Source organism: Methylobacterium sp. PvP105, assembly GCF_017876975.1.
In the GTDB taxonomy this organism is placed as follows: Bacteria; Pseudomonadota; Alphaproteobacteria; order Rhizobiales; family Beijerinckiaceae; genus Methylobacterium; species Methylobacterium radiotolerans.
Genome location: NZ_JAGIPA010000001.1, coordinates 3,058,651 through 3,083,953 on the forward strand (window position 1 = coordinate 3,058,651; position 25,303 = coordinate 3,083,953).

The window sequence follows — 25,303 nt, forward strand, 5'->3', positions numbered from 1 at the left end:
AACCGGTCGGGTTTCGCGAGTGTTCTCGGTCAGGCATCCGCGCCGTCATTCCGGGGCTCGCCCGAGGCGAGCCCCGGAATGACGGGACGGTCTTCCGCACGCCGGGGGAGGCTAGCTCACCTCCACCTGCACCACACCCGGCACGGTCCGGAGCTGGCCGGCGAGCGCCGGACTCGCCTGGAATTTTCCGGGCAGCCGGATCTCCACCTCGCGCTCGCCGCCGTCGAGCTTGAGGATCAGCGAGACCTCGCTCTCGCCCCGCATGGACAGGCGCTGCTGCACGGGGGCGACGCCGCGCGGGTCGCTCAGATGGATGCGGATGCCCTTCTGGTGGCGGGCGACCGCCTGGTCCAGGGGTTCCGCGGTGAGGATGCGGGCGCGCACGTCCTCGCCCTCCAGGTTGGCCTGAAGCTGAAGGACGAGCGGGCGGCCCGGCTCGAGGATGTCGCGGTACTGGCCGAGGCCCTCGGAGAAGATGATCGCCTCGAAATGCGCGGTCCGGTCCGACAGGGTGACGATACCCATCTTGTTGCCGGTCTTGGTCCGCCGCTCCGCCCGGTCGAGCACCGAGGCCGCGACCCGGCCGACGCTCGAGGTCCCGGCCCGGACCGCGCGGCAGAAATCCGTCCAGCTCTGCACCCGCAGCTTGTCGAGAAGGTCGCCGTACTCGTCGAGCGGATGGCCCGAGATGAAGAAGCCGATCGCCGCGTACTCGCGCTTCAGCGTGTCGGCCATCGGCCAGATCTCGTGGGGCGGGATACGCAGGGACACGTCGTCCGCCACCACGCCGCCGAACATGTCGGTGACGCCGGCGGTCTCGGCCTCCGCCGCGCTGGCCGCGAGCTTCATGATCGGCTCCACCGCCGCGAAGGCGCGGGCCCGGTCCGGCTCGATGCAGTCGAGCGCCCCCGCCTGGACGAGGCTCTCCAGGGTGCGCTTGTTGATCATCCGGGGGTTCAACCGGCGGGCGAGGCAGGCGAGGTCCTTGAACGGCCGGTCGCCGCGGGCCTCCACCAGCGCCCGCACCGCCTCGCGCCCGACGCCCTTGATGGCGGCCAGCGCGTAGAAGATCTTGCCGTCGCGCACCTCGAACACCTCGCCCGAGGTGTTGATCGAGGGCGGCTCGACCGTGATCTTCAGGCGCTGGGCGTCCTGGCGGAATTCGGCCAGCTTGTCGGTGTTGTCGATGTCGAGGGTCATGGCGGCGGCCAGGAACTCGACCGGGAAGTTCGCCTTCAGGTAGGCAGTCTGGTAGGTCAGCAGCGCGTAGGCCGCCGCGTGGCTCTTGTTGAAGCCGTAATCGGCGAACTTGGCGAGCAGGTCGAAGATCTCGTTGGCCTTGGCCTTGGTCAGGCCGCGCTCGGTGCAGCCCTTCAGGAACCGGTCGCGCTGCGCGTCCATCTCGGCGCGGATCTTCTTGCCCATGGCGCGCCGGAGCATGTCGGCCTCGCCGAGCGAGTAGCCGGCGAGCACCTTGGCGATCTCCATCACCTGTTCCTGGTAGACGATGATGCCGAAGGTCTCCTTCAGCATCGGCTCCAGCTTCGGGTCCGGGTACCAGGACGCCTCGTTGCCGGCGTCGCGGCCGAGCTTGCGCTCGCAGTAGACCGGGATGTTGGCCATCGGGCCCGGCCGGTAGAGCGCCACCAGGGCGATGATGTCCTCCAGCCGGTCGGCCTGCATCTCGCAGAGCGCCTTGCGCATGCCGGCCGATTCCACCTGGAACACGCCGACCGTCTCGCCCCGGCCCATGGGCCCGTAGGTGTTCGGGTCGTCGAGCGGCAGCGAGGCGAGGTCGATGTGGATGCCGCGCTGCTTGAGGAGATCCGTGCAGCAGCGCAGCATGGTCAGGGTCTTGAGGCCCAGGAAGTCGAACTTCACCAGCCCCGCCTGCTCGACCCACTTCATGTTGAACTGGGTCACGCGCATGCCGGTCTTCGGGTCTCGGTAGAGCGGGACCAGCTCCTCCAGGGGCCGGTCGCCGATCACCACGCCGGCGGCGTGGGTCGAGGCGTGGCGGTGCAGGCCTTCCAGCTTCTTGGAGATGTCGATGAGCCGACCGACGATCGGCTCCTCCTCCATGGCCTGCTGGAGTTTGGGCTCGCCCTCGATCGCCTGGGCGAGGGTCACCGGGTTGGCCGGGTTCTGCGGCACGAGCTTGGTCAGCTTGTCGACCTGCCCGTACGGCATCTCGAGGACGCGGCCGACATCGCGCAGCACGCCGCGGGCGAGCAGCGTACCGAAGGTGATGATCTGCCCGACCTGCCCCTCGCCGTAGCGCTGCTGCACGTACTTGATCACCCGCTCGCGGCCCTCGACGCAGAAATCGATGTCGAAATCCGGCATCGAGACGCGCTCGGGGTTGAGGAAGCGCTCGAACAGCAGGCCGAAGCGCAGCGGGTCGAGGTCGGTGATCAGCAGCGACCACGCCACCAGCGAGCCGGCGCCGGAGCCGCGGCCCGGGCCCACCGGGATGTCGTGGTCCTTGGCCCACTTGATGAAGTCCGAGACGATCAGGAAGTAGCCCGGGAACTTCATCTTGACGATGACGTCGAGCTCGAAGGCGAGGCGCTTGCGGTAATCCTCCTCGGCGAAGCCGGGCGCCGTGCCGTGCTGCTTCAGGCGCAGTTCCAGCCCCGCCTCGGCCTGCCGGCGCAGCTCGGTCGGCTCGTCGGCCGAGACCGCCTGCGCGCCCGCGTCGGACGCCTCGGCCAGGGCATCCGCCATGGGAGGCGTCTCGCCCGCCGCTACGGCGCCGAAATTCGGCAGGATCGGCTTGCGGGTCCGCGCCCGGACCGCGCAGCGCATGGCGATCTCGACCGTGGCCTGGAGCGCGTCCGGCAGGTCGCGGAACAGCTCGGCCATCTCGGCGCGGGTCTTGAAGGCGTGCGTCGGCGTCAGCCGGCGGCGGCGGTCGTCGGAGACGAGGCGGCCCTCCGCGATGGCGAGCAGCGCGTCGTGGGCGTCGTAATCGTCCGGCTTGGCGAAGAAGGGCTCGTTCGTCGCCACGATCCCGAGGCCGTGCCGACCGGCGAGGTCGAGGAGCGCGGTCTCGATCCGCCCCTCCTCGGGCAGGCCGTGGCGCTGGATCTCCACGTAGAGCCGGTCCTCGCCGAAGGTCTCTTTTAGGCGCTTCAGACGGTTGAGGGCGAGCTCCGGTCGGCCCGCCCGGAAGGCCGCGTCGAGGGGGCCCGCCATCCCGCCGGTCAGCGCGATCAGTCCCTCGGAGGCGCCCGCCAGTGCTCCCGCATCCAGGCGCGGTGCCTCGCCGAGCGCCGTGTCGAAATAGGCGCGGCTCGCCAGCCGCAGCAGGTTGGCGTAGCCGGTCTCGTCCTGGGCGAGGAGCACGATGCCGTGGCTCGTCGGTGCCTGGCGCTGATGCGGGTCGGCGGCCTCGAACGCCACCGAGAGCTGCACGCCGGCGATCGGCTGGACGCCCTCCCCGGCCGCCTTCTCGGAGAATTCCAGCGCCCCGAACAGGTTGTTGGTGTCGGTGAGCGCCAGGGCCGGCTGCCGGTCGGCGACCGCCGCCTTGATCAGGGAACCGACCTTCAGCGCCCCTTCGAGGAGAGAATAGGACGAGTGGACGTGGAGGTGGACGAATCCGACCTCCTTGAGCTGGCGTGGCATGGCCGACCTTGTTCCGGGGTCGGGCAGCATCCCCGCTCGCCGGCCTCAAGTCGACGTGTGCCGGGCCGCCGAAGGACGATATCCACCGGTCGTGCTCCGGAAGCACCAGTTCGGCCCGCCCCTGTGGACAATCGGCGTCCGGCGGCCCATCGCCTGTGCATAACCCGTCCGCGGACGGAACCGGGCGGTCTTCGGAAAAAACCGGCTAACGAACCGGTGCCAAGGCTATCGCCCAGGCGCCGAAAGCCGCGAACAGCATCCCGAACGCCATGAACTCGACCATTCCGGTCAGGACCATCCGCTTCAGCATCGACCTGCCTCCTGTGTTCCGGTCCTAGTATGTTCATGTTTTGTTCCTTTGGAAGGGCCCGCGGGTCACAGGGCGGTCCCGTTTCTCCGATAAGGTAAAAAGTGTCTTGATGCGGATCGGGCGGGCTGGCATGCCCCCGCCTTCGAGACGAACTCGTCACCGGCTGGGGGGTTCGAAGGAGCAAGCCATTCCCGAGCACCGGACGGTCGAACGGTTCGACGTCGCCCTCGTGGCCGTCGGCACACATGGCGATGTGCTGCCGTTCATCGCGCTGGGGCACGAGCTCCTGAAGCGCGGTCACGGCGTCTCGCTCGCGGCCCCGGCCCCGTTCGAGGCGATGGCCCGCCGGGCGGGCCTCGCCTTCCAGCCCCTGGGTACGGTAGCGGATTACGAGGCGGTGATCCGCCAGCCGGATCTCTGGCACCCGCAGCAGGGCTTCCGCCCGATGTTCGATTACGCCCTGCAGGTCGCCGAGGCGGCCTGCCTGTGGCTCGGCGCGACCCGCGCCCGGGGGGTCGACCTGCGGGTGGTCGCCTCGCCGCTGGGCTGGGGCGCGCGGCTCGCGCAGGACCTCTACGATCTGCCGACCGCGACGCTGCACGTCATGCCGTTCCTGATCGAGAGCCGGTACGATCCGCCGCGCCTGCCGGGCCTGCCGCTGCCGCGCGTGCTGCCGGCCGCCCTGCGGGCCTACGTGAATCTCGGCGTCGACAAGGTGGCGGTCGGCCCGTTCACGCTGCCGCCGCTGAACGCCCTGCGGGCGCGTCTCGGCCTCGATCCGGTCTACCGGCTGCGGCACTGGTGGAACAGCCCGACCGGCATGCTCCTGATGTTTCCCGACTGGTACGCGGAGCCGCAGGCCGACTGGCCGGGCCAGGCGGTGCAGCTCGGCTTCCCGCTGGTCGACCGGTTCGGCGACGTGGCGGCCATGCCGCCGGAGCTGGAAGCGTTCCTCGACGCGGGCGACCCGCCGATCGTGTTCACCTACGGCTCGGCCATGCGCCAGGGCGCCGGCTTCTTCGACACCGCGGTGCGGCTGTGCCGGCGCATGGGCCGGCGCGGCGTCCTGCTCGCCCCCCAGGGCGGGCAGATCCCGAAGCCGCTGCCGGCCGGGATCGTCCACCTTCCCTACGCGCCCCTGAGCGCCCTGCTGCCGCGCAGCGCGGCGCTGGTCCATCACGGCGGCGTCGGCACGGTCGCGCAGGCCCTGGCGGCGGGCGTCCCGCAGCTCGTGGTGCCGGTGGCCTTCGACCATTTCGACGAGGGGCGGCGGCTGAAGGATCGGGATCTGGGCGCCACCCTGAGCCGCCGCGCCTTCCGGCCCGCGCGCGCGGCGCGCGTGCTCGGGCGGCTCCTCGCCGACCCCGCGGTGGCGCGGGCCTGCGCGGCGGCCCGGGCTCGGATGGCGGAAGGCCCCGATGCCATCCGCGACGCCTGCGATTACGTGGAGCGGCTGACGAGCGCGGAGGCCGGTTCCGGCGCGTCCTGACTGCACCGGCCGCGCGCGCGGGAGGCGCCGCCCTGTACGGGGCGGCGCCTCCGATCACTGGCCCAACAACGTGGTGGCCGAACCGACGATGGTCATGAGCAGGCCGCTCACGAAGGCGCCGATCATGACGTAGGAGAGCGCTTTCAGCTTCATCCGTCCTCCCGTCGGATCAGCAGCGGTAGCCGCCGGCGGTCTGGCCGTACTGCTTCACCGGCCGGGTCTGCTGATCGGCGTTGCCCTCGGCGGCCGAGCTCAGCGGGCAGCCGACATAGTTGGGATTGTCGTGGACCCCGAGGCCCAGCGCGCCCGTGGTCTCGACCTCGTAGGGAGTGAAGCCTGTCCAGCGGGCGCCGTTCGCCGCCAGAGCGGACGAGATCGGAGCGACGCCAAGGACAAGTGCGGTGACGGCGACGGCGATACGGGTCTTCATGGTCAGGCTCCAGAGATCACGCAGTACAGGCCGGTTGTTCGGCTCTGTTTTATCTTGCGTGATCGTAAGGTAGGGAGCGGGCGTCTTCCGCGGCGTGACGCGCCGCACGCGGCGCGACGGATTAAAGATCGCGTGCACTTGCGGGGAGCGTAGGCCCGCGGACCGGGTCGCGTCGCGGGTTCGAAGCGATGCGCCTTGTGGTTGATCGAGGCCGACGGTGCACGCGTGGGCGGGCGTTCGCCGCGTGCCGTCGCTGCGCCGGCGCACGGGGCACTCTGCCCGGATGTGGGGCCGCTCAGTCGAGCTGCGTGATCAGGCCGTCCCGGATGGTGACCCGCCGATCCATGCGGGCGGCCAATTCCAGGTTGTGGGTCGCGACCAGGGCGGCGAGCCCCGAGGCGCGGACCAGGGCCATCAGGACCGAGAAGACGTGGCCCGCCGTCCCGGGATCGAGGTTGCCGGTCGGCTCGTCGGCGAGGAGGAGGCGCGGGCCGTTGGCCACCGCCCGGGCGATGGCGACGCGCTGCTGCTCGCCCCCCGACAGCTCCGCGGGGCGGTGCGGCAGCCGCTCCTTGAGGCCCAGGAAGCTGAGGAGCTCCGTGGCCCGGGCCTTCGCCTCCGGGCGCTTCAGGCCGCGGATGAGCTGGGGCATCACCACGTTCTCCAGCGCGGAGAATTCCGGCAGGAGATGGTGGAACTGGTAGACAAAGCCCATCTCCTCGCGCCGCAGGCGGGTCCGCTCGGCATCCGCCATCGCGGCGGTCGGGTGGCCGCCGATGTAGATCTCGCCCCCGTCGGGCCGCTCCAGCAGGCCGGCGAGGTGCAGCAGCGTCGACTTGCCGGCGCCCGACGGCGCCACGAGCGCCACCAGCTCGCCCGGCCAGATCGCGAGATCGGCCCCGCGCAGGATCTCCAAGGCGCCCTCGGCCTGGGCGTAGCGCCGCTCGACGCGGGAGAAGAACAGGGCCGGCACCGGCGGGTCGCCGGCGGTCTGGCTCGAATCGCTCATCGGATGGGCCCGTCAGCCGTAGCGGAGGGCCTGCACCGGATCGAGCCGGGCGGCGCGCCAGGAGGGATACAGCGTCGCCGCGAGCGACAGCAGCAGGGAGGTGATCACCACGGCAGTGATCTCCTTCGGGTTCATCTGGGCCGGGATCTCGGCGAGGAACCGCACCGTGGGGTCCCAGGCGCCCGGAAACAGCACGTGCTGGATCGGCTTGATGTTGAGGGTGATCAGGACGCCGAGCCCCAGCCCGCTGAGCGTCCCGACGACGCCGATCAGCGCACCGTTGATCAGGAACACCCGCATGATCGTGCCCGGGGTCGCCCCCATGGTGCGCAGGATGGCGATGTCGCTCGACTTGTCGCGCACCAGCAGGATCAGGCCGGAGACGATGTTGAGCGTCGCCACCACGACGATCAGGCTGAGGATCAGGAACATGACGTTCCGCTCGACCTCCAGGGCCCCGAAGAAGGTCCGGTTGCGCTGGCGCCAGTCGGTCAGCAGGATCGGGCGCTCGGCCGCCATCTCCAGGGGCTCGCGCATGTCGCCAACATGGTCGGGATCGTCGACGTAAATCTCGATCATGCTCACGTCGCCGTCCTTGTTGAAGAAGGCCTGGGCCTCGGTCAGCGGCATGAACACGAAGGTCTGGTCGAACTCGGTCATGCCGACCTCGAAGACCGCCTTGACGGTGTAGCTCTTGGTGCGCGGCGCCGTCCCGAACGGCGTCGACGAGCCCTTGGGCGTGACCAGCGTGATCGTGTCGCCGGCCTGCAGGCCCAGCGTGTCGGCGAGCCGCCGCCCGATCAGCACGCCCGTGCCGTCGTCGAAGCCCTCCAGGGTGCCGCCGCGGATCGCCGAGGAGACGGCCGCCAGCGCGTCGAGGTCGGCCGCCCGCACGCCGCGGATGATCACCCCCGAGCCGCCATACTGCGAGGAGGCGAAGGCCTGGCCCTCGACCAGCGGCACCGCCGCGCGCACGCCCGCCACCTTCGACAGGCGCTCCGACAGGTCGGTCCAGTCGTTGAACGGCCGGTCGATGGGCGTCGCGAACAGGTGGCCGTTGATGCCGACGATCTTCGACAGCAGTTCCGCCCGGAAGCCGTTCATCACCGACAGGACGATGATCAGCGTGGCGACGCCGAGCGCGATGCCGAGCACCGAGAAGAACGCCACCACCGAGACGCCGCCGCCCCGGCGCCGGGCGCGCAGGTAGCGGCCGGCGAGGATCCACTCGAACGGCGCGAAGGGCGCGGTGCCCTGGCGGAACGAGGCCGCGAGCGAGGCCGCGAAGGTCCGAACCCGGTCCAGCTTCGCTGAGGCGGCCATCGGCACGCCTCAGACGCGCCGGATGCGTGCCAGCAGATCGACGGTCGCGAGGCTCTCGCGCTCGCCACCGGCACGCCGCTTCAGCTCGACCTTGCCCTCCGCCAAGCCCTTGGGCCCGACGATCACCTGCCAGGGCAGGCCGATCAGGTCGGCGGTGGCGAACTTCGCGCCGGGGCGCTCGTCGCGGTCGTCGTAGAGCACCGACAGGCCGGCGGCCTCGAGATCGGACTGGATCTGCGCGCAGGCGGCTTCGGTCGCGGAATCCCCGACCTTGAGGTTGATCAGCGCGACGTCGAACGGCGCGACCGCGTCCGGCCAGATGATCCCGGCCTCGTCGTGGCTGGCCTCGATGATCGCCGCCACCAGGCGGCTCGGCCCGATGCCGTAGGAGCCCATGTGGACCGGCCGCTCGATCCCGTCCGGACCGGCGACCTTGGCGCCCATCGGCTCGGAATACTTCGTTCCGAAATAGAAGATGTGCCCGACCTCGATGCCGCGGGCGGCCATGCGGCTGTCCTCCGGGACCTCCGCGAAGGCCGCCGGCTCGTGCATCTCCTCGGTGGCCGCGTAGTGCGAGGTCCAGGCATCGACGATGCCCTGCAGGGCGGCGACGTCGTCGAAATCGACGGTCGCCGGCGGGATGTCGAAGCCGAGATAGGCCTTGTCGCAGAAGACCTCGCTCTCGCCGGTCTTCGCCAGGATGATGAACTCGTGGGACAGGTCGCCGCCGATCGGGCCGGTATCGGCGCGCATCGGGATCGCCTTCAGGCCGAGGCCCGCGAAGGTGCGCAGATACGCCACGAACATCCGGTTGTAGGCGTGGCGGGCGCCGGCCTGGTCGAAGTCGAACGAGTAGGCGTCCTTCATCAGGAACTCGCGGGAGCGCATCGTGCCGAAGCGCGGCCGCACCTCGTCGCGGAACTTCCACGAGATCTGGTAGAGGTTCTTGGGCAGGTCCTTGTAGGAGCGCACGCTCGCCCGGAAGATCTCGGTGACCATCTCCTCGGCGGTGGGGCCGTAGAGCATCTCGCGGTCGTGCCGGTCCTTCAGGCGCAGCATCTCCTTGCCGTAGGCGTCGTAGCGGCCGGATTCCCGCCACAGCTCGGCGGACTGCACCGTCGGCATCAGGATCTCGACGGCGCCGGACCGGTCCTGCTCCCGCCGGATCACCGCGCAGACGCGCTCCAGCACCCGCAGGCCCAGCGGCAGCCAGGCGTAGATGCCGGCGGCTTCCTGGCGGACCAGGCCGGCGCGCAGCATCAGCCGGTGCGAGACGATCTCGGCTTCCTTGGGCGTCTCGCGCAAGGTCGGCATGAAGTAGCGGGAGAGACGCATGTCTTCGGAGTCTTGGAAGAGGATCGACCGGGAGGAGCCGCGGCGCGCCGGCACACAACACGCCGGAGACGCAAATTACAAGCACTGCGCGACCACGGCGGGGCGTAATCGCGGCGAACCGGAGGCGGCGGCCCGGCCGCGGCGAGGCCGCTGCCTAGGCGGGAAGCGGTATGCCCATTTGCCGGCAAGAAAGCGCAGATTTTTCTCGCAGACCCGGTGACAACACGAATTGTTGTTCCTATAAGCGTCCGGCGATGTTTGCGACGCCCGGAAGAGGTGGCGCAAGGTCCGAGTCTCGGGAGGAAAAGCGACCGCCCCGCAGCCAATGCGAGGGATATTTCAAGGTCGAGCCACTGAAGCTTGAAAGCAAGGCCTCGGGCCTTGCTTTTTTTATTCTTGGGACCCGTCGGCTGGGCGGTGTCGGGGCGCCCGACGGTCCTCCGCCCGTCTAGGTTTCCCGGCCGTCCTACAGCCCGGTCAGCGGGAACACCGCCAAGGCGATCAGGAAGGCGGCCCCCGCGACCAGCGTCGTCCAGATGGCCTTCTCGCGCAGCCGCGGCGCCGCCGGCGCGCCGGGATCCTGACCCGGCACCACGTGGCTGGGCCGCGTCTCCGGCTGGTTCCGCAGGGGCAGGACCGCGAAGAGCAGCGTCCACCAGACCACGAAGTAGAGGGCGATCGCGCCGCCCACCGTCAGCTTGAACAGGCCCACCGCCGCCGCCACGAAGGCGGCGATCATCGCGGCGATGACGGCCAGCGTCATCGGCGTCGAGCGGGCGAGCGTGGTCATCATCCGGCTCACACCTGCTCCAGCTCGACCAGGGTGCCCAGGAAGTCCTTGGGATGCAGGAACAGGACCGGCTTGCCGTGGGCGCCGATCCGCGGCTCGCCGGTGCCGAGCACCCGGGCGCCCTGCGCCTTGAGCTTGTCGCGGGCGGCCAGGATGTCGTCGACCTCGTAGCAGACGTGATGGATGCCGCCGCCCGGGTTGCGGGCCACGAAGGACTCGATCGGCGAGCCCTCGCCCAGGGGGGCCATCAGCTCGATCTTGCTGTTCGGCAGCTCGACGAACACGACGGTGACGCCGTGCTCGGGCTGCGGCAGGGGCGCGGTGATCTTCGCACCCAGCGTGTCGCGATAGACCGCGCAGGCGGCGTCGAGATCCTGCACGGCGATGGCCACGTGGTTGAGACGGCCGATCATGGTGTTTCCTCCCCAGCGCTGGCTCCCTGTCCGGGAGCTTTGTTCGTTCGCGGGGAAGGCTCCGCCCGTGCGGCCGGACGCGACCTGCCCCTCTCCCGTGCGGGAGAGGGTTGGGGGGAGGGATACGCCCTCTCCTGCCGAACCTGTCCCCTCGCCCTGTCCCTCTCCCGCGCGGGAGAGGGAACCTGTGTCTTCTCCGGCCGACGATGAGAGACTTCAGCTGTCTCGAAGCGCTGCAGATTACAGCGCCTCGCGATCGGCAGCCAGCCTCACACCTCCACCACCTGCACGTGGCAGGCCGGCTTCTTGCCCCACACCTCGTTGACCGCGGTGCGCACGGCCCGGTCGACCGTCTTCTCGACGCTCTCCGAGTCCTTCAGCTTGCCCCGCGACATCCCCGAGAGGGTGCGGGAGACCGCGTCCACCACGGTCTCGATCAGCGGCTCCCCGGACCGGCCGCGGTTCGGCAGGCCGATGATGTCCACGGCCGGCTCGCCGAGCACGACGCCGTCCTCGTCGATGGCGATCGCCACCGAGACCAGGCCGGCCTGCATCAGCTTGCGCCGCTCCGGGATCGCCCGGTCCTTCTCGTCGATCAGGACGTCGCCGTCCTTGAACAGGCGGCCGGCCTTCACGTGGTCGATCACCTCGGGCTTGCCGGGGCTCAGGCGGATCAGGCTGCCGTTGCGGGCCTTGACCACGTTCTGCACGCCCTGCGCCCGGGCGAAGCGGGCATGCTCGTCGAGGTGCAGGGCCTCGCCGTGGACCGGGATCGCGGTGCCCGGGCGGGTCCACCGGTACATCTCGACCATCTCGTCCCGGCGCGGGTGGCCGGAGACGTGGACGAGGTCGGTGCGGTCGGTGATCACCTCGACGCCCTGCTCGATCAGGTCGTTGATGATCGATCCGACATCGCGCTCGTTGCCCGGGATGGCGCGCGAGGAGAAGATCACCTGGTCGCCGGCGGTGAGGCTGATATCCGGGTGGTCGCGGCGGGAGACGCGGGCGAGCGCCGCCCGCGGCTCGCCCTGGGAGCCGGTGAGCAGGGCGACGACGCGCTCCCGCGGCAGGCTCTTCCACGAATCCGAGCGGCGGAACTCGGGCAGGCCGTCGAGGTAGCCGCACTCGCGGGCGACGTCGATAACCCGGTCCATGGCGCGGCCGACCGCGATGACCTCGCGCCCGCAGGCGGCGGCGGCCTCGGCGACCGCGCGGATGCGGGCCACGTTCGACGCGAAGGTCGTCACCGCGACCCGGTGCGGCGCGTCCGCGATCAGCGTCTTCAGGGTCTCGGCGACGGTCTTCTCGCTCGGCGAGAAGCCCTCGCGCACGACGTTGGTCGAGTCGCACACGATCGCGAGAACGCCCTCGTCCCCGAGCGCCGTGAACGCCTCCGGCGACGTCACGGAGCCGGCCACCGGGGTCGGGTCGATCTTCCAGTCGCCGGTGTGGAGGACGAGACCGGCCGCCGTGCGGATGGCGATGGCGTTCGATTCCGGGATGGAGTGCGAGACCGGCACGTACTCGAGCTCGAACGGGCCGACGGTCACGCGCCGGCCGGGCTTCACCTCCCGCAGCTCGACCTTCGGGGCGCCGGGCTCGGAGAGGCGCCGGGTCTCCAGCAGGTTCTTGGCGAAGCGGGTCGCGTAGACCGGCGCCTTGAGCCGGGGCCACAGTTCCGAGATCGCCCCGATATGGTCCTCGTGCGCGTGGGTGATGAAGATCCCCAGCAGGTCCTTGCGCCGCTCCTCGATGAAGGAGAGGTCGGGGAACATCAGGTCGACGCCGGGCATCTGCTCCTCGCCGGCGAAGCCCATGCCGCAATCGACCATGATCCACTTCCGGCCCTTCTCCGGGCCGAACCCGTAGAGCGCCGCGTTCATCCCGATCTCGCCCACGCCGCCGAGCGGCAGGAAGACCAGCTCCTCCTGTCCTTTAACCATCTGTCGTCGTCCAAACTCAGGCCGCCGTCGCGGCCGATCCGAAATGCACCTCGCCCGCCGTCACGGTATGCCGGTTCCCATCGGGGGCGAGGATCACGAGCCGCCCCCCCTCGTCGATCGTCTCGAACACGCCCCGCAGGGTGTGCCCGCCGCTGTGCACCGCGATCTCCGATCCGAGACCCGCGGCCCGCGCGAGCCAGGCCGCGCGCAGGTCAGCGAAATTCCGTCCTCGGTCCCAGGCGCGCGCCCGCGCGGCCATCCGGTCCGAGAGATGTTCCAGTAGCGCCTCGGCGTCGCGCGCGTAACCCGCCGCCGCCAAGCTCGCGGCCTCCAGGCCGTCCGGCGCGGCCGCGACGTTCACGCCGAAGCCGATGACGGCGGCGCGCCGGCCGCCGGGCAGCGTCTCCGCCTCCAGGAGAAGACCCGCGAGCTTCGCCCCGCCGAGCAGAACGTCGTTCGGCCATTTCAGCCAAAAAGATCGGGCCCCGGCGCCGGATCCGGTATCCGGCAGGGTGCCGCAGGCCGCCTCCAGCGCCTCGATCAGGGCGAGGCCGGCCACGAAGCCGAGTTCGGCGAGGTGGTCCGGCGCGACCCCGGCGACGGGCCAGAGCACGCTGGCCGCGAGGTTCCCGGGAAGCGAGGCCCAGCTGTTGCCGCGCCGGCCGCGGCCCGCCTCCTGGCGGTGCGTCACGACCCAGAGCGGGCCGGTCTCGCCCGCGCGCGCGCGCGCCATGGCCTCCGTGTTGGTGGAGCCGAGGGTGTCGTGGACGTGCAGGCGGTGGCCCTCGGCGCGCGCCGAGGGCCCGAGTCGGTAGCTCAAGGCCGTCCTAGAACAGCGACTTGGCGGCCCGGCCGGCGGCGCCGACCAGCGGGCCGGGCAGCAGGAAGAACAGCACCACCACGACGCTCGACAGGGCGAGCACCACGCGCAGGCCCGGCGCCATCGCCTCGTAGGGCTCCTTCGGCTCGTCGAAGTACATGATCCGCACGACGCGCAGGTAGTAGTAGGCGCCGACCACGCTGGTCACGACGCCGATCACCGCCAGCGTCACGAGGCCCGCCTTGATGGCGGCGGCGAAGACGTAGAACTTCGCGAAGAACCCGGCGAGCGGCGGGATGCCGGCCAGCGAGAACATCATCGCGGCGAGGCAGAAGGCCAGCCACGGATGCGTGCGCGACAGGCCCGACAGGTCCTCGATCTTCTCGAACATCACGTCCCGGCGCCGGAGCGACAGGATGATCGCGAAGGTGCCGAGGGTCATCGCGAGGTAGATGATCATGTAGGTGACGAGCCCGCTGATCCCCTCCTCCGAGCCGCAGGCGAGCCCGATCAGCGCGTAGCCGATATTGGCGATCGACGAGTAGGCCATCAGGCGCTTGATCGAGGTCTGGCCGATCGCCGCGAAGGAGCCGAGCGCCATCGACACCACCGAGACGAAGATGAAGATCTGCTGCCAGATCGCCGTCACGTCCGGCATGGCGCCGATAAAGACGCGGACCGTCATCGCCACGGCGGCCATCTTGGGCGCCGAGGCGAAGAAGGCCGTCACCGGGGTCGGCGAGCCTTCGTAGACGTCGGGCGTCCACATGTGGAACGGCACGGCCGCCAGCTTGAAGCAGACGCCGGCCGCCAGGAACACGATGCCGAGCACGATGCCGAAGCCGGCATTCTCGTTCAGCGCGGAGACGATGCCGGGGAACGACACGGTGCCGGTGAAGCCGTAGACCAGCGAGGCGCCGTAGAGCAGCATGCCGGACGAGAGCGCGCCGAGCACGAAGTACTTGAGGCCGGCCTCGGTGGACTTCACGTCGTCCCGGTGGAAGGCGGCGATCACGTAGGCGGCGAGCGACTGCAACTCCAGACCGAGATAGAGCGCGATCAGGTCGTTGGCCGAGACCATGACCATCATGCCGATGGTGCAGAGCACGATCAGCACCGGGAACTCGAACCGGTCGATGCGCTCGCGCTTGAAGAAGTCGTGCGCCAGCAGGATCGTCGCCGACGAGCCGAGCAGCACCAGCGACTTCATCACCTTGGAGAAGGCGTCCGACACGAACGCCCCCGACAGGGTCGTCACCCGGCCGTGGACCGGCTGGGAGATCACCACCGACAGGGCGACGAGGAGCAGGACCAGGGCGCCGACGCTGACGGTCTCGGCGGAGCGGTCGCCGCGCCACGCGCCGTAGAGGATCAGGACCATGACGCCGACGCCGAGGATCAGCTCGGGCAGGAGCGGCGCCAGCGACGGCAGGACGGAGTGGACGGTTGTCATGGTGTCCGCCTCAGCGCGGGATCGGCAGCGCCGCGGCGGCCGTCTGGGTGTTCGAGAGCGCGGTCTTGATGCTCGCCATGAGCGCGTCGGTCGAGGGCGCGAACACGTCGAGCACCGGGGCCGGATGCACGCCGTAGTAGATCGTCAGCACCACCAGCGGCGCCAGGATGATCTTTTCACGGGTGTCGAGATCCAGGATGCCCTGGAGGTTCGGCTTCTCCAGCTTGCCGTAGATCACCCGGGCGTAGAGCCACAGGGCGTAGGCCGCCGACAGGATGATGCCGAAGGTCGAGAAGAACGCGACGTTCGGGTTCGCCTTGAAGGCGCCGAGCATCGCCAGGAACTCGCCGACGAAGCCGGAGGTGCCGGGCAGGCCGACATTGGCCATGGTGAAGATCAGCATGGCCACGGCGTAGAGCGGCATCCGCTTCACGAGGCCGCCATAGGCGGCGATCTCGCGGGTGTGCATCCGGTCGTAGACGACGCCGACGCAGAGGAAGAGCGCCCCCGACACGATGCCGTGGGAGATCATCAGGAACAGCGCGCCCTGGATGCCCTGCTCGTTCAAGGTGAACAGGCCGAGCGTCACGAAGCCCATATGGGCCACCGACGAGTAGGCGATCAGCTTCTTGATGTCGGTCTGCATCATCGCGGTGAGCGAGGTGAAGATGATCGCGATCACCGAGAGGGCGAAGACGAAGGGCGCGAACTCCTGGCTCGCCACCGGCAGCATCGGCAGCGAGATCCGGATAAAGCCGTAGCCGCCCATCTTCAGGAGGATGCCGGCCAGGATCACGGAGCCGGCGGTGGGGGCCTCCACGTGGGCGTCGGGCAGCCAGGTGTGGACCGGCCACATCGGCATCTTCACCGCGAACGAGGCGAAGAAGGCGAGCCACAGCCAGGTCTGCATCTGCACCGGGAAGCGGTACTGCAGCAGGGTCGGGATGTCGGTGGTGCCGGCCTGCCAGTACATCGCCATCACGGCGAGCAGCATCAGCACCGAGCCGAGCAGGGTGTAGAGGAAGAACTTGAAGCTCGCGTAGATCCGGCGCTGCCCGCCCCAGATGCCGATGATCAGGAACATCGGGATCAGGCCGGCCTCGAAGAACAGGTAGAACAGCAGCAGGTCGAGGGAGGCGAACACGCCGATCATCGTCGTCTCGAGGACGAGGAAGGCGACGAAGTACTCCTTCACCCGGAAGTGGATCGAGTGCCACGAGGCGCCGATGCAGAACGGCATCAGGAACGTGGTCAGCAGGATCAGCGGCATCGAGAAGCCGTCGACGCCGAGCTTGAACCGGATCGTCTCGGTGAGCCAGGCGTGGCTCTCCACCAGCTGGAAGCTCGACGAGGCGGCGTCGTAGCGGCTCCAGGCCACCAGGGAGAGCAGGAAGGTGACCACCGTGGTGGCGAGCGCGGCCCAGCGGCTGTTGCGCGCGACCGATTCCTCGTCGCCGTTCAGCGTCAGGATGAAGGCCGCGCCGCAGAGCGGCACGATCAGCAGGCCGGAGAGGATGCCGAGGCCGAGCATGTCAGTGAGCACCCTTGGGCAGGCCGGACATCAGGTACCAGCTGATCAGGCCGGCGACGCCGATGAGCATCACGAAGGCGTAATGGTACAGGTAGCCGGTCTGGAGCCGGACGACCCCGCGGGTCACGTCCACGACGCGCGCCGCGATGCCGTTGGGGCCGAGGCCGTCGATGATCCGGCCGTCGCCCTCCTTCCAGAGGAACAGGCCGAAATCCTTGGCCGGGCGGACGAAGATCCGGTCGTAGATCTCGTCGAAGTACCACTTGTTGAGCAGGAACCGGTACAGCGACGGCTGCTGCGCGGCGAGCTGGCCCGGAAGCTCCGGCCGGCGGATGTACATCCAGTAGGCCAGCACGAAGCCGAGGATCAGCATGACGAGCGGCGAGTAGGAGACCAGAGCCGGGACCTCGTGGATCTCGTGCATGATGTGGTTGTTCGGCCCGTGCGCCAGGGCGTGGCCCCAGAACGCGTCCATCCCCTCGCCGATGAAGCGGTTGTGGAAGATGATCCCGGCGAACAGCGCGCCGAAGGCGAGGATCGCCAGCGGGACCGTCATCACCAGCGGGCTCTCGTGGGGCGTGTGGTCGCCGTGGTGGCCGTGCCCGTGATGGTCGTCGGCGACGAGGTCGCTCCTGTGCGCCGGCTCGACGTCGTGGCCCTTGTCGTCGTGGGCGACGCCCTCGGTGTGGCCCGGCGCGCCGTCGGCCTCGTGCGCCATGGTAGAGTGCGCGACCGCGGGGGCGTCGTGGTGACCGTGGGCCGCGTGCGCGCCCCAGCGCGCCGGACCCTCGAAGGTCATGAAGAACAGGCGCCACGAGTAGAACGAGGTGAAGAACGCCGCCACCACGACGCACAGGAAGGCGAGGGTGTGGCCCGGCCGGGTCGACGCGTAGGCGGCCTCGATGATCGCGTCCTTCGAGTAGTAGCCGGCCGTGTAGGGGAAGCCGATCAGCGCCAGGGAGCCGATCGCCATCATGGCGCTGGTGTAGGGGATGTAGCGGCGCAGGCCGCCCATGTTCCGCATGTCCTGCTCGTGGTGCATCGCGTGGATGACCGAGCCGGCCCCGAGGAACAGCAGCGCCTTGAAGAAGGCGTGGGTGAAGAGGTGGAACACGCCGGCCGAGTAGGCGCCGACGCCGAGCGCCACGAACATGTAGCCGAGCTGCGAGCAGGTCGAGTAGGCGATCACCCGCTTGATGTCGTTCTGCACCAGCCCGATCGTGGCCGCGAAGAACGCCGTGATGCCGCCGATCACCGTCACGACGATGAGCGCGTTCGGCGCCTCCTCGAAGAGCGGCGAGAGGCGCGCGACCATGAACACGCCCGCGGTCACCATGGTGGCGGCGTGGATCAGCGCCGAGACCGGTGTCGGGCCCTCCATCGCGTCCGGGAGCCACGTGTGCAGCAGGAACTGCGCCGACTTGCCCATGGCGCCCATGAACAGCAGCAGGCAGGCGAGGGTCAGTGCGTTCCAGTCGTAGCCGAGGAAGTGGAAGGTGAGCGTCTTGATCGCGTCGACCTTGCCGAAGATCGCGTCGAAGGCCACCGAGCCGGTGAGCACGAAGGTCAGGAAGATGCCGAGGGAGAAGCCGAAATCGCCCACGCGGTTGACGATGAACGCCTTCATGGCGGCGGCGTTGGCCGAGGGCTTCTCGTACCAGAACCCGATCAGCAGGTAGGAGGCGAGGCCCACGCCCTCCCAGCCGAAGAACATCTGCACGAGGTTGTCGGCCGTCACCAGCATCAGCATGGCGAAGGTGAACAGCGACAGGTAGGCGAAGAAGCGCGGCCGGTGCGGGTCCTCCTCCATGTAGCCCACGGAGTAGAGGTGCACGAGGGTCGAGACGGTGGTCACGACGACCAGCATCACCCGCGTCAGGGTGTCGACCTTGAAGGCCCAGTCGACCTGCAGGTCGCCGGCCGAGAACCAGGACGCAACCTGCACCCGCTCGGCGTGGCCGCCGTCGAGGAACACGCCCCAGGCGATCAGCGCCGTGAAGGCGAGGAACGCCGTGGTGATGTACTCGCAGGCCCGCGCCCCGATGTACCGGCCGAACAAGCCGGCAATCAGGAAGCCGATAAGCGGGAAGAAGACGATCGCGTGATACATCCTACTCGTAGGTCCTCAGTTCGATCGTTCGACCGGCCGGCAATGCAGTTCCGTCATTGACCCGCATCGATGGACTCAAAATCTCCCGCAGCCGCACATTTTGAACCAATGCGTGACGCTGCCGTCGGGGTTTCGCTTCGAAAACTCGCATTCGTTGCACGGCACGGCCTCGCCAATCTCGTAGATGCGTTCACGATTTGGGCGGTCGCGCCGAGGTCGCGGGTCGAAATCGTAGACATCATCTTGCGTCGGCTTTTTCGATGCGACGGAGCTGAGATCATCTGCCTTCGCCGGATTGCTGGGCGGGAGGCCCGCACCAACAGAGCCGTCGAACACGGCTAAGGCCATGACACCGGCTGCGATGCAGCGAGCGGCCGACACCGAATCACCCTTTCATCATGCTCACGTCCTCCACCGCGATCGAGCCGCGGTTGCGGAAGAACACCACCAGGATGGCGAGGCCGATCGCCGATTCGGCGGCCGCGACGGTCAGCACGAACAGGGCGAAGACCTGTCCGGTGATGTCGTTCAGCTGCGTCGAGAAGGCGACGAGGTTGATGTTGACCGAGAGCAGGATCAGCTCGACCGACATCAGGATGACGATGATGTTCTTGCGGTTGATGAAGATGCCGAGCACGCCGAGCGTGAACAGGATCGCCGCGACGGTGAGATAGTGGCTCAGGCCGATCATCGTTCGAATCTCCGGGCGATCATCAGACCTCGACACCCTGGCGCGACGGGACCTTGCGGGTCTCCACCGCCATGGCCTGGGTGCGGGCGTTCTGGACCGCGATGTTCTGGCGCTTGACGCCCGGCCGGTCGCGCAGCGTCAGCACGATCGCGCCGATCATGGCGACCAGCAGGATCAGGCCGGCGAGCTGGAAGAAGTAGGCGTAGTCCGTGTAGATCACCCGGCCGAGCGCCTGGGCGTTGGTGAGGTTCTCGGCGGCCGCGACGTTGCCGAGCGGGGCCTGGACGAGGCCCGGGTCGATGCTCCACGAGCCGACGACCAGCAGCAACTCGACCAGGAAGATCGCGCCGATCAGGGCGCCAATCGGCAAGTATTGCTGGAAGCCCTGGCGCAGCTCGGCGAAATCGACGTCGAGCATCATCACGACGAACAGGAACAGGACCGCGACCGCGCCGACGTAGACGACCACGAGGATCATCGCGAGGAACTCGGCGCCCATCAGGACGAACAGTCCGGCGGCGTTCACGAAGGCGAGGATCAGGAACAGCACCGAGGCGACGGGATTGCGCGAGGCGATCACCATGAAGCCCGACGCGACCGTGATGCTCGCGAACAGATAGAAGAAGGCGGCTGCTGCGGTCATGCGCTGGTCGGGATCGGCCGCCGGAGCGGCCCCTTCTGCCGTGCGTGGAGACGGTCCGCAGCGGGCGGCCCGTCTATAGAACCCGGTCGGCGGGGGCACAACAGCGCCCCCGGCATGGCTCTAGAGGATCGCACCGGAAACGGGAACCGGCACGGTGCTCTAAAGGCTTGTTCTCGCATCATCTTCTTCCGAAAGCCGGCGGCCGCCCTTCGGGACGACGCGTCAGCGATACGGCGCGTCCATCGCGATGTTGCGGGCGATCTCACGCTCCCAGCGGTCGCCGTTCAGCAGGAGCTTCTGCTTGTCGTAGAGAAGCTCCTCCCGGGTCTCCACCGAGAATTCGAAGTTGGGGCCCTCGACGATGGCGTCCACCGGGCAGGCCTCCTGGCACATGCCGCAGTAGATGCACTTCACCATGTCGATGTCGTAGCGCGTCGTCCGGCGTGTGCCGTCGTTGCGGCGGGGGCCCGCCTCGATGGTGATCGCCTGCGCCGGGCAGATCGCCTCGCAGAGCTTGCAGGCGATGCAGCGCTCCTCGCCGTTGGGGTAGCGGCGCAGGGCGTGCTCGCCCCGGAAGCGCGGGCCGCGGTGGCCCATCTCGAAGGGGTAGTTGATCGTGGCCTTCGGCTTGAAGAAGTAGCGCATGCCGAGGATCATCCCCGACACGAACTCCTTCAGGAGAAGGCTCTTGGCGACCTGATCGAGCTTCATGCCCGGATCTCCGATGCGAAGGGTGGGCTCAGGCGCCCGGCGCGAGGCCGGTCAGCTTGAGCACGAAGGCGACGACGACGACCGAGATCAGGGAGATCGGCAGGAAGACCTTCCAGCCGAGGCGCATGAGCTGATCGTAGCGGTAGCGGGGCACGATGGACTTCACCATCGCGAACAGGAAGAACAGGAAGCTGGCCTTCAGGGTGAACCAGATCACGCCCGGCACCCAGGTGAAGGGCGCGAACGGGATCGGGGACAGCCAGCCGCCCATGAACAGGATGGTCCCGAGGGCGCACATGCTCATGATGGCGACGTACTCGCCGAGCATGAACAGCAGGTACGGGGTCGAGGAATACTCGACCATGTAGCCGGCCACGAGCTCCGACTCGGCCTCCGGCAGGTCGAAGGGCGGGCGGTTGGTCTCGGCGAGCGCCGAGACGAAGAACACCACGAACATCGGGAACAGCCACAGCCAGTACCAGCCGAAGATCCCGAGACTGGTGTCCTGCGCCATGACGATGCGCGAGAGGTTGAGCGAGCCGGCGCAGAGTAGCACGCAGATGATCACGAAGCCGAGCGACACCTCGTACGAGATCATCTGCGCCGCCGAGCGGAGCGCGCCGAGGAACGCGTATTTCGAGTTCGACGCCCAGCCGCCCATGATGACGCCGTACACGCCGAGCGACGAGATCGCGAAGATGTAGGTAATGCCGACGTTGATGTCGGCGATCGCCCAGCCGTCGGCGAGCGGGATCACCGCCCAGCTCGACAGGGCGAGCATCGCGAAGACCAGCGGCGCCAGCAGGTAGATCGCCTTGTTGGCGCCCGCCGGGATCACCGGCTCCTTGATCACGAACTTGATCAGGTCGGCGAAGGACTGGAACAGGCCGAACGGCCCGACCACGTTCGGGCCGCGCCGGAGCTGCACCGCCGCCCAGATCTTCCGGTCGGCGAGCAGCGCGTAGGCGATGAACACGAGGAGCGCCGAGAGGAGCACGAAGCTCTTCAGCACGATCAGGAGCACGGTCCCGAGGATTTCGAGCGGCGTCATCGGTCTTGAGCTCCTACTCGGCCGCCGCGAGGGGCCGCGCCTCGGCGGCACGCTCCCGGGCGAGGCGCGAGCACTCCGCGAGGATGCGCGAGGCGCGGGCGATCGGGTTGGTGAGGTAGAAGTCGGTCACCGGCGACGCGAAGGCCGGTCCGGTCGCGGAGCCGCCGAGACCGGCGAGCCGGTCGACCGCTTCCGCGACGGTGCCGGGCTCCACGGCCCCGATCGCCGCCAGATGCGGGTGGGCGGCGTAGAGCGCCCGGCGGAGGGCGGTGAGCGAGTCGAACGGCAGGCGCTTGCCCAGCACGTCCGAGAGGGCGCGGAGGATCGCCCAATCCTCGCGGGCGTCGCCCGGCGGGAAGGCGGCGCGGTTGCCCATCTGGACCCGGCCTTCCGTGTTCACCCAGGTCGCCGACTTCTCGCTATAGGCGGCCCCCGGCAGGATCACGTCGGCGCGGGAGGCCCCGCGATCTCCGTGGCTGCCCTGGTAGACCACGAAAGCGCCCGGGGCGACGTCACGCTCGTCGGCGCCGAGGTTGAACAGGACGTCGAGGGCGCCGGGCTCCAGCATCTGCGCGAAGGTCAATCCGCCCTCCCCCGGCACGAAGCCGAGATCGAGCGCCCCGACCCGGGCAGCGGCCGTGTGCAGCACGCCGAAGCCGTTCCACTCGGCCGAGACCGCGCCGATCTCCTTCGCGAGGGAGGCTGCAGCGGCCAGGACGTCCGGCGCGGCGCTCGCGCCGACGATCACGAGCGGCGCCTTGGCCTCCTTGAGCACGTCGAGGAAGCTGTGCTCGCCGCGGGCGAGCGCCGCCAGCGAATCGGGGCCGGCGCCGATGTAGTGGCTCGGATAGGTCAGGTCGACCGGCTCGCCGATCACGCCCACCGCCAGCGGCGCCATGCGCCAGCGCTTGCGGATCCGCACGTTCAGCAGCGAGGCCTCGGTGCGCGGGTTGGCGCCGACGATCAGGATCGCGTCCGCGGCCTCGAGGCCCGCGATCGTCGGGTTGAAGATGTAGGAGGCGCGGCCGAGCGCCGGGTCGAGGCCGGCATCGGTCTGGCGGCAGTCGAGGTTCGGCGAGCCGAGACCCTTCATCAGCTCGCGGAGCGCGAAGATCTCCTCGACGCCCGCGAGGTCGCCGACCACAGCGCCGACGCGCTTCGGATCCGCGCCCTTCACCCGGGCGGCAATGGCCTGGAACGCCTCACCCCAGGAGGCGGGACGCAGGCGACCGTTCTCGCGCAGGTAGGGCCGGTCGAGGCGCTGCATCCGCAGCCCGTCGATGTGGTAGCGCGTCTTGTCGGAGATCCACTCCTCGTTGATCTCCTCGCTGATCCGCGGCTCGATCTGCATGACCTCGCGGCCGCGGGTGTCGATGCGGATCGACGAGCCGACCGCGTCCATCACGTCGACCGACTCGGTCTTGTTCAGCTCCCAGGGGCGGACGTTGTAGCTCTGTGGCCGGTGCACGAGGGCGCCGACCGGGCAGAGGTCGGCGACGTTGCCCTGGAGCTCCGAGGCCATCGACTGCTCGAGGTAGCTGGTGATCTCCATGTCCTCGCCGCGACCGATGGCGCCGAGGTCGGGCACGCCCGCCACCTCGGCGAGGAAGCGCACGCAGCGGGTGCAGTGGATGCAGCGGTTCATCGCGGTTCGCACCAGCGGCCCGATATGCTTCTCCTCGACCGCGCGCTTGTTCTCCGTGTATCGGGTCGAATCGACCCCGTAGGCCATGGCCTGGTCCTGCAGGTCGCAGTGGCCGCCCTGGTCGCAGATCGGGCAGTCGAGGGGGTGGTTGATGAGGAGGAACTCCATCACCCCTTCCCGCGCCTTCTTGGTGCCCTGCGAGCGGGTCAGCACCTCCGGCGGCTCGCCGTTCGGGCCGGGGCGGCAATCCTTCACCGCATAGGCGCAGGAGGCCACCGGCTTCGGCGCGCCCTTCAGCTCGACGAGGCACATGCGGCAATTGCCGGCGATCGACAGGCGCTCGTGGAAGCAGAAGCGCGGGATCTCGGCCCCCGCGGCCTCGCAGGCCTGGAGCAGCGTGTAATCGGCGGGGACGTCGACCTCGGTGCCGTCGACGAGGATTTTTGTCATCGGTGCAATCTCAGTGCGGGGCGTCGGCGAGATCGAGGCGTCGCTCGATCCGCTCGATGCGAAGCTCGACCCTGTCGATCCGCCGGTGGACGCCAGCCAGATTCTCTTCGACCGCGGCCATGCGGCCTTTCAGTTCTCGGACATCATCGCTGAGGCGATCGACCTTCTCGTCGATCCGCCGCAGGTACACGAGCATCAGGTTGTCAGGCTGGCTCGTCATCGGATCACTCCGCGGCCATCGGCACAGGCTCGCTGTGCGGGTTGGCGGTGTAGCGGTCGATGCGCTTCTCGATCTCCGGGCGGAAGTGCCGGATCAGGCCCTGGATCGGCCAGGCCGCCGCGTCGCCGAGCGCGCAGATCGTGTGACCCTCGATCTGCTTGGTGACCTCGAACAGCATGTCGATCTCGCGCTTCTGCGCGCGGCCCTCGGTCATGCGCTGCATCACCCGCCACATCCAGCCGGTGCCCTCGCGGCAGGGCGTGCACTGGCCGCAGGACTCGTGCTTGTAGAAGTACGAGATCCGCGTGATCGCCGCGACGATGTCGGTGGACTTGTCGAGGACGATCACCGCCGCCGTGCCGAGGCCGGAACCCAGGTTGCGCAGGGTGTCGAAGTCCATCTTGGCGTCGACGATCTGCTCGGCCGGCACCAGCGGCACCGAGGAGCCGCCCGGGATCGAGCACAGCAGGTTGTCCCAGCCGCCGCGCATGCCGCCGCAATGGCGGTCGATGAGTTCGCGGAAGGTGATGCCGAGCTCCTCCTCGACGTTGCACGGCTTGTTGACGTGCCCGGAGACGCAGAAGAGCTTGGTGCCGGTGTTGTTCTTGCCGCCGAGGCCGGCGAACCACGCGCCGCCCCGGCGCAGGATCGTGCCGGCGACCGCGATCGACTCGACGTTGTTCACGGTCGTGGGGCAGCCGTAGAGGCCCATATTGGCGGGGAACGGCGGCTTCAGCCGCGGCATCCCCTTCTTGCCCTCCAGGCTCTCGATGAGCGCCGTCTCCTCGCCGCAGATATAGGCGCCCGCGCCGTGGTGGACGTAGATGTCGAACGGGTAGTCGTGCACGTTCGACTGGCCGACGAGCCGGGCCGCGTAGGCCTCGTCCACGGCCTTTTGGAGCGCGTGCTTCTCGGCGACGTACTCGCCGCGGATGTAGATGTAGCAGGCATGCGCGTTCATCGCGAAGCAGGCCAGCATGCAGCCCTCGATCAGGAGATGCGGATCGTGCCGCATGATCTCCCGGTCCTTGCAGGTGCCCGGCTCCGACTCGTCGGCGTTGACCACGAGGTAGTGCGGGCGCCCGTCCGACTTCTTGGGCATGAACGACCACTTGAGGCCGGTGGGGAAGCCCGCGCCGCCGCGGCCGCGCAGGCCCGAGGCCTTCATCTCCTCGATGATCCAGTCGCGGCCCTGCTCCAGGAGGAACTTGGTCCCGTCCCACGCGCCGCGCTTCTTGGCGGCCTCCAGGCCCGGCGAGTGCAGCCCGTAGAGGTTGGTGAAGATGCGATCCTGATCCGACAGCAT

Annotated in this window: 21 protein-coding genes; 1 reads left to right on the plus strand and 20 read right to left on the minus strand. The window is 69.0% G+C overall.

All coding sequences use genetic code 11. The annotated features are described in order from the left end of the window. Positions 1 to 111 precede the first annotated feature (111 nt). Complete coding sequence (dnaE, locus tag J3A75_RS14495; RefSeq protein ID WP_024830246.1) at positions 112 to 3,630, minus strand: DNA polymerase III subunit alpha; 3,519 nt, start codon at positions 3,628 to 3,630, stop codon at positions 112 to 114. 440 nt (positions 3,631 to 4,070) lie between these two features. Here dnaE and J3A75_RS14500 point away from each other — a divergent pair, with 440 nt between their 5' ends. Further along, positions 4,071 to 5,429 (plus strand): glycosyltransferase, encoded by a 1,359-nt coding sequence (locus J3A75_RS14500; RefSeq protein WP_245295949.1) that lies wholly within the window; start codon positions 4,071 to 4,073, stop codon positions 5,427 to 5,429. A 169-nt stretch (positions 5,430 to 5,598) separates the two neighbouring features. On the opposite strand, the gene J3A75_RS14505 is transcribed toward J3A75_RS14500, so the two are convergent. From J3A75_RS14505 to nuoF, 19 genes are all read right to left on the minus strand, one after another. After that, positions 5,599 to 5,859: a hypothetical protein gene (locus tag J3A75_RS14505; protein ID WP_053622713.1), complete on the minus strand. Its 261-nt coding sequence runs from the start codon at positions 5,857 to 5,859 to the stop codon at positions 5,599 to 5,601. 295 nt (positions 5,860 to 6,154) lie between these two features. Continuing rightward, the gene (locus J3A75_RS14510) at positions 6,155 to 6,868 is read right to left on the minus strand and encodes an ABC transporter ATP-binding protein (protein ID WP_012319018.1); all 714 of its coding nucleotides are present in this window, start codon (positions 6,866 to 6,868) and stop codon (positions 6,155 to 6,157) included. Between the two features lie 12 nt (positions 6,869 to 6,880). Continuing rightward, on the minus strand, positions 6,881 to 8,191 hold the full coding sequence (locus J3A75_RS14515; RefSeq protein WP_012319019.1) for a lipoprotein-releasing ABC transporter permease subunit: 1,311 nt from the start codon (positions 8,189 to 8,191) through the stop codon (positions 6,881 to 6,883). A gap of 9 nt (positions 8,192 to 8,200) precedes the next feature. Next, the gene (gene proS, locus J3A75_RS14520; RefSeq protein ID WP_012319020.1) at positions 8,201 to 9,526 is read right to left on the minus strand and encodes a proline--tRNA ligase; all 1,326 of its coding nucleotides are present in this window, start codon (positions 9,524 to 9,526) and stop codon (positions 8,201 to 8,203) included. 466 nt (positions 9,527 to 9,992) lie between these two features. Further along, positions 9,993 to 10,319: a DUF1467 family protein gene (locus J3A75_RS14525; RefSeq protein WP_024830242.1), complete on the minus strand. Its 327-nt coding sequence runs from the start codon at positions 10,317 to 10,319 to the stop codon at positions 9,993 to 9,995. 5 nt (positions 10,320 to 10,324) lie between these two features. Next, positions 10,325 to 10,729 (minus strand): methylmalonyl-CoA epimerase, encoded by a 405-nt coding sequence (gene mce / locus J3A75_RS14530; protein WP_012319022.1) that lies wholly within the window; start codon positions 10,727 to 10,729, stop codon positions 10,325 to 10,327. A 269-nt stretch (positions 10,730 to 10,998) separates the two neighbouring features. Beyond that, positions 10,999 to 12,672: a ribonuclease J gene (locus tag J3A75_RS14535; protein WP_012319023.1), complete on the minus strand. Its 1,674-nt coding sequence runs from the start codon at positions 12,670 to 12,672 to the stop codon at positions 10,999 to 11,001. A 16-nt stretch (positions 12,673 to 12,688) separates the two neighbouring features. Beyond that, positions 12,689 to 13,492: a biotin--[acetyl-CoA-carboxylase] ligase gene (locus J3A75_RS14540; protein WP_070999421.1), complete on the minus strand. Its 804-nt coding sequence runs from the start codon at positions 13,490 to 13,492 to the stop codon at positions 12,689 to 12,691. A 7-nt stretch (positions 13,493 to 13,499) separates the two neighbouring features. Next, on the minus strand, positions 13,500 to 14,945 hold the full coding sequence (gene nuoN / locus J3A75_RS14545) for an NADH-quinone oxidoreductase subunit NuoN (protein WP_012319025.1): 1,446 nt from the start codon (positions 14,943 to 14,945) through the stop codon (positions 13,500 to 13,502). Positions 14,946 to 14,955: 10 nt separating this feature from the next. Then, positions 14,956 to 16,476 carry an NADH-quinone oxidoreductase subunit M gene (locus J3A75_RS14550; RefSeq protein ID WP_012319026.1) on the minus strand — a complete coding sequence of 507 codons (1,521 nt, stop codon included), beginning with the start codon at positions 16,474 to 16,476 and terminating at the stop codon, positions 14,956 to 14,958. Between the two features lies 1 nt (position 16,477). Continuing rightward, positions 16,478 to 18,586: an NADH-quinone oxidoreductase subunit L gene (nuoL, locus tag J3A75_RS14555; RefSeq protein WP_070999422.1), complete on the minus strand. Its 2,109-nt coding sequence runs from the start codon at positions 18,584 to 18,586 to the stop codon at positions 16,478 to 16,480. Between the two features lie 75 nt (positions 18,587 to 18,661). Continuing rightward, positions 18,662 to 18,934, minus strand: a complete 273-nt coding sequence (locus J3A75_RS14560) for a hypothetical protein (protein WP_139342601.1) — start codon at positions 18,932 to 18,934, stop codon at positions 18,662 to 18,664. A 37-nt stretch (positions 18,935 to 18,971) separates the two neighbouring features. Continuing rightward, positions 18,972 to 19,277 (minus strand): NADH-quinone oxidoreductase subunit NuoK, encoded by a 306-nt coding sequence (nuoK, locus tag J3A75_RS14565; RefSeq protein ID WP_010686008.1) that lies wholly within the window; start codon positions 19,275 to 19,277, stop codon positions 18,972 to 18,974. A gap of 22 nt (positions 19,278 to 19,299) precedes the next feature. Next, complete coding sequence (locus J3A75_RS14570) at positions 19,300 to 19,920, minus strand: NADH-quinone oxidoreductase subunit J (protein WP_024830239.1); 621 nt, start codon at positions 19,918 to 19,920, stop codon at positions 19,300 to 19,302. A gap of 222 nt (positions 19,921 to 20,142) precedes the next feature. Further along, positions 20,143 to 20,631, minus strand: a complete 489-nt coding sequence (nuoI, locus tag J3A75_RS14575; RefSeq protein WP_007560744.1) for an NADH-quinone oxidoreductase subunit NuoI — start codon at positions 20,629 to 20,631, stop codon at positions 20,143 to 20,145. 28 nt (positions 20,632 to 20,659) lie between these two features. After that, on the minus strand, positions 20,660 to 21,682 hold the full coding sequence (gene nuoH / locus J3A75_RS14580) for an NADH-quinone oxidoreductase subunit NuoH (protein ID WP_012319029.1): 1,023 nt from the start codon (positions 21,680 to 21,682) through the stop codon (positions 20,660 to 20,662). Between the two features lie 13 nt (positions 21,683 to 21,695). Beyond that, positions 21,696 to 23,777, minus strand: coding sequence for an NADH-quinone oxidoreductase subunit NuoG (nuoG, locus tag J3A75_RS14585; RefSeq protein WP_070999424.1), 2,082 nt, complete (start codon positions 23,775 to 23,777; stop codon positions 21,696 to 21,698). Positions 23,778 to 23,787: 10 nt separating this feature from the next. Next, complete coding sequence (locus tag J3A75_RS14590) at positions 23,788 to 23,973, minus strand: hypothetical protein (protein WP_308630469.1); 186 nt, start codon at positions 23,971 to 23,973, stop codon at positions 23,788 to 23,790. A gap of 28 nt (positions 23,974 to 24,001) precedes the next feature. Further along, the gene (gene nuoF, locus J3A75_RS14595; RefSeq protein WP_012319032.1) at positions 24,002 to 25,303 is read right to left on the minus strand and encodes an NADH-quinone oxidoreductase subunit NuoF; all 1,302 of its coding nucleotides are present in this window, start codon (positions 25,301 to 25,303) and stop codon (positions 24,002 to 24,004) included.

Bases quoted from the DNA above. Each gene is read 5' to 3' on its own strand.
- dnaE (WP_024830246.1), bottom strand. From the start codon at position 3,630: ATGCCACGCCAGCTCAAGGAGGTCGGATTCGTCCACCTCCACGTCCAC.
- J3A75_RS14500 (WP_245295949.1), top strand. From the start codon at position 4,071: ATGCCCCCGCCTTCGAGACGAACTCGTCACCGGCTGGGGGGTTCGAAG.
- J3A75_RS14505 (WP_053622713.1), bottom strand. From the start codon at position 5,859: ATGAAGACCCGTATCGCCGTCGCCGTCACCGCACTTGTCCTTGGCGTC.
- J3A75_RS14510 (WP_012319018.1), bottom strand. From the start codon at position 6,868: ATGAGCGATTCGAGCCAGACCGCCGGCGACCCGCCGGTGCCGGCCCTG.
- J3A75_RS14515 (WP_012319019.1), bottom strand. From the start codon at position 8,191: ATGGCCGCCTCAGCGAAGCTGGACCGGGTTCGGACCTTCGCGGCCTCG.
- proS (WP_012319020.1), bottom strand. From the start codon at position 9,526: ATGCGTCTCTCCCGCTACTTCATGCCGACCTTGCGCGAGACGCCCAAG.
- J3A75_RS14525 (WP_024830242.1), bottom strand. From the start codon at position 10,319: ATGATGACCACGCTCGCCCGCTCGACGCCGATGACGCTGGCCGTCATC.
- mce (WP_012319022.1), bottom strand. From the start codon at position 10,729: ATGATCGGCCGTCTCAACCACGTGGCCATCGCCGTGCAGGATCTCGAC.
- J3A75_RS14535 (WP_012319023.1), bottom strand. From the start codon at position 12,672: ATGGTTAAAGGACAGGAGGAGCTGGTCTTCCTGCCGCTCGGCGGCGTG.
- nuoN (WP_012319025.1), bottom strand. From the start codon at position 14,945: ATGACAACCGTCCACTCCGTCCTGCCGTCGCTGGCGCCGCTCCTGCCC.
- J3A75_RS14550 (WP_012319026.1), bottom strand. From the start codon at position 16,476: ATGCTCGGCCTCGGCATCCTCTCCGGCCTGCTGATCGTGCCGCTCTGC.
- nuoL (WP_070999422.1), bottom strand. From the start codon at position 18,586: ATGTATCACGCGATCGTCTTCTTCCCGCTTATCGGCTTCCTGATTGCC.
- J3A75_RS14560 (WP_139342601.1), bottom strand. From the start codon at position 18,934: ATGGCCTTAGCCGTGTTCGACGGCTCTGTTGGTGCGGGCCTCCCGCCC.
- nuoK (WP_010686008.1), bottom strand. From the start codon at position 19,277: ATGATCGGCCTGAGCCACTATCTCACCGTCGCGGCGATCCTGTTCACG.
- J3A75_RS14570 (WP_024830239.1), bottom strand. From the start codon at position 19,920: ATGACCGCAGCAGCCGCCTTCTTCTATCTGTTCGCGAGCATCACGGTC.
- nuoI (WP_007560744.1), bottom strand. From the start codon at position 20,631: ATGAAGCTCGATCAGGTCGCCAAGAGCCTTCTCCTGAAGGAGTTCGTG.
- nuoH (WP_012319029.1), bottom strand. From the start codon at position 21,682: ATGACGCCGCTCGAAATCCTCGGGACCGTGCTCCTGATCGTGCTGAAG.
- nuoG (WP_070999424.1), bottom strand. From the start codon at position 23,777: ATGACAAAAATCCTCGTCGACGGCACCGAGGTCGACGTCCCCGCCGAT.
- J3A75_RS14590 (WP_308630469.1), bottom strand. From the start codon at position 23,973: ATGCTCGTGTACCTGCGGCGGATCGACGAGAAGGTCGATCGCCTCAGC.
- nuoF (WP_012319032.1), bottom strand. From the start codon at position 25,303: ATGCTGTCGGATCAGGATCGCATCTTCACCAACCTCTACGGGCTGCAC.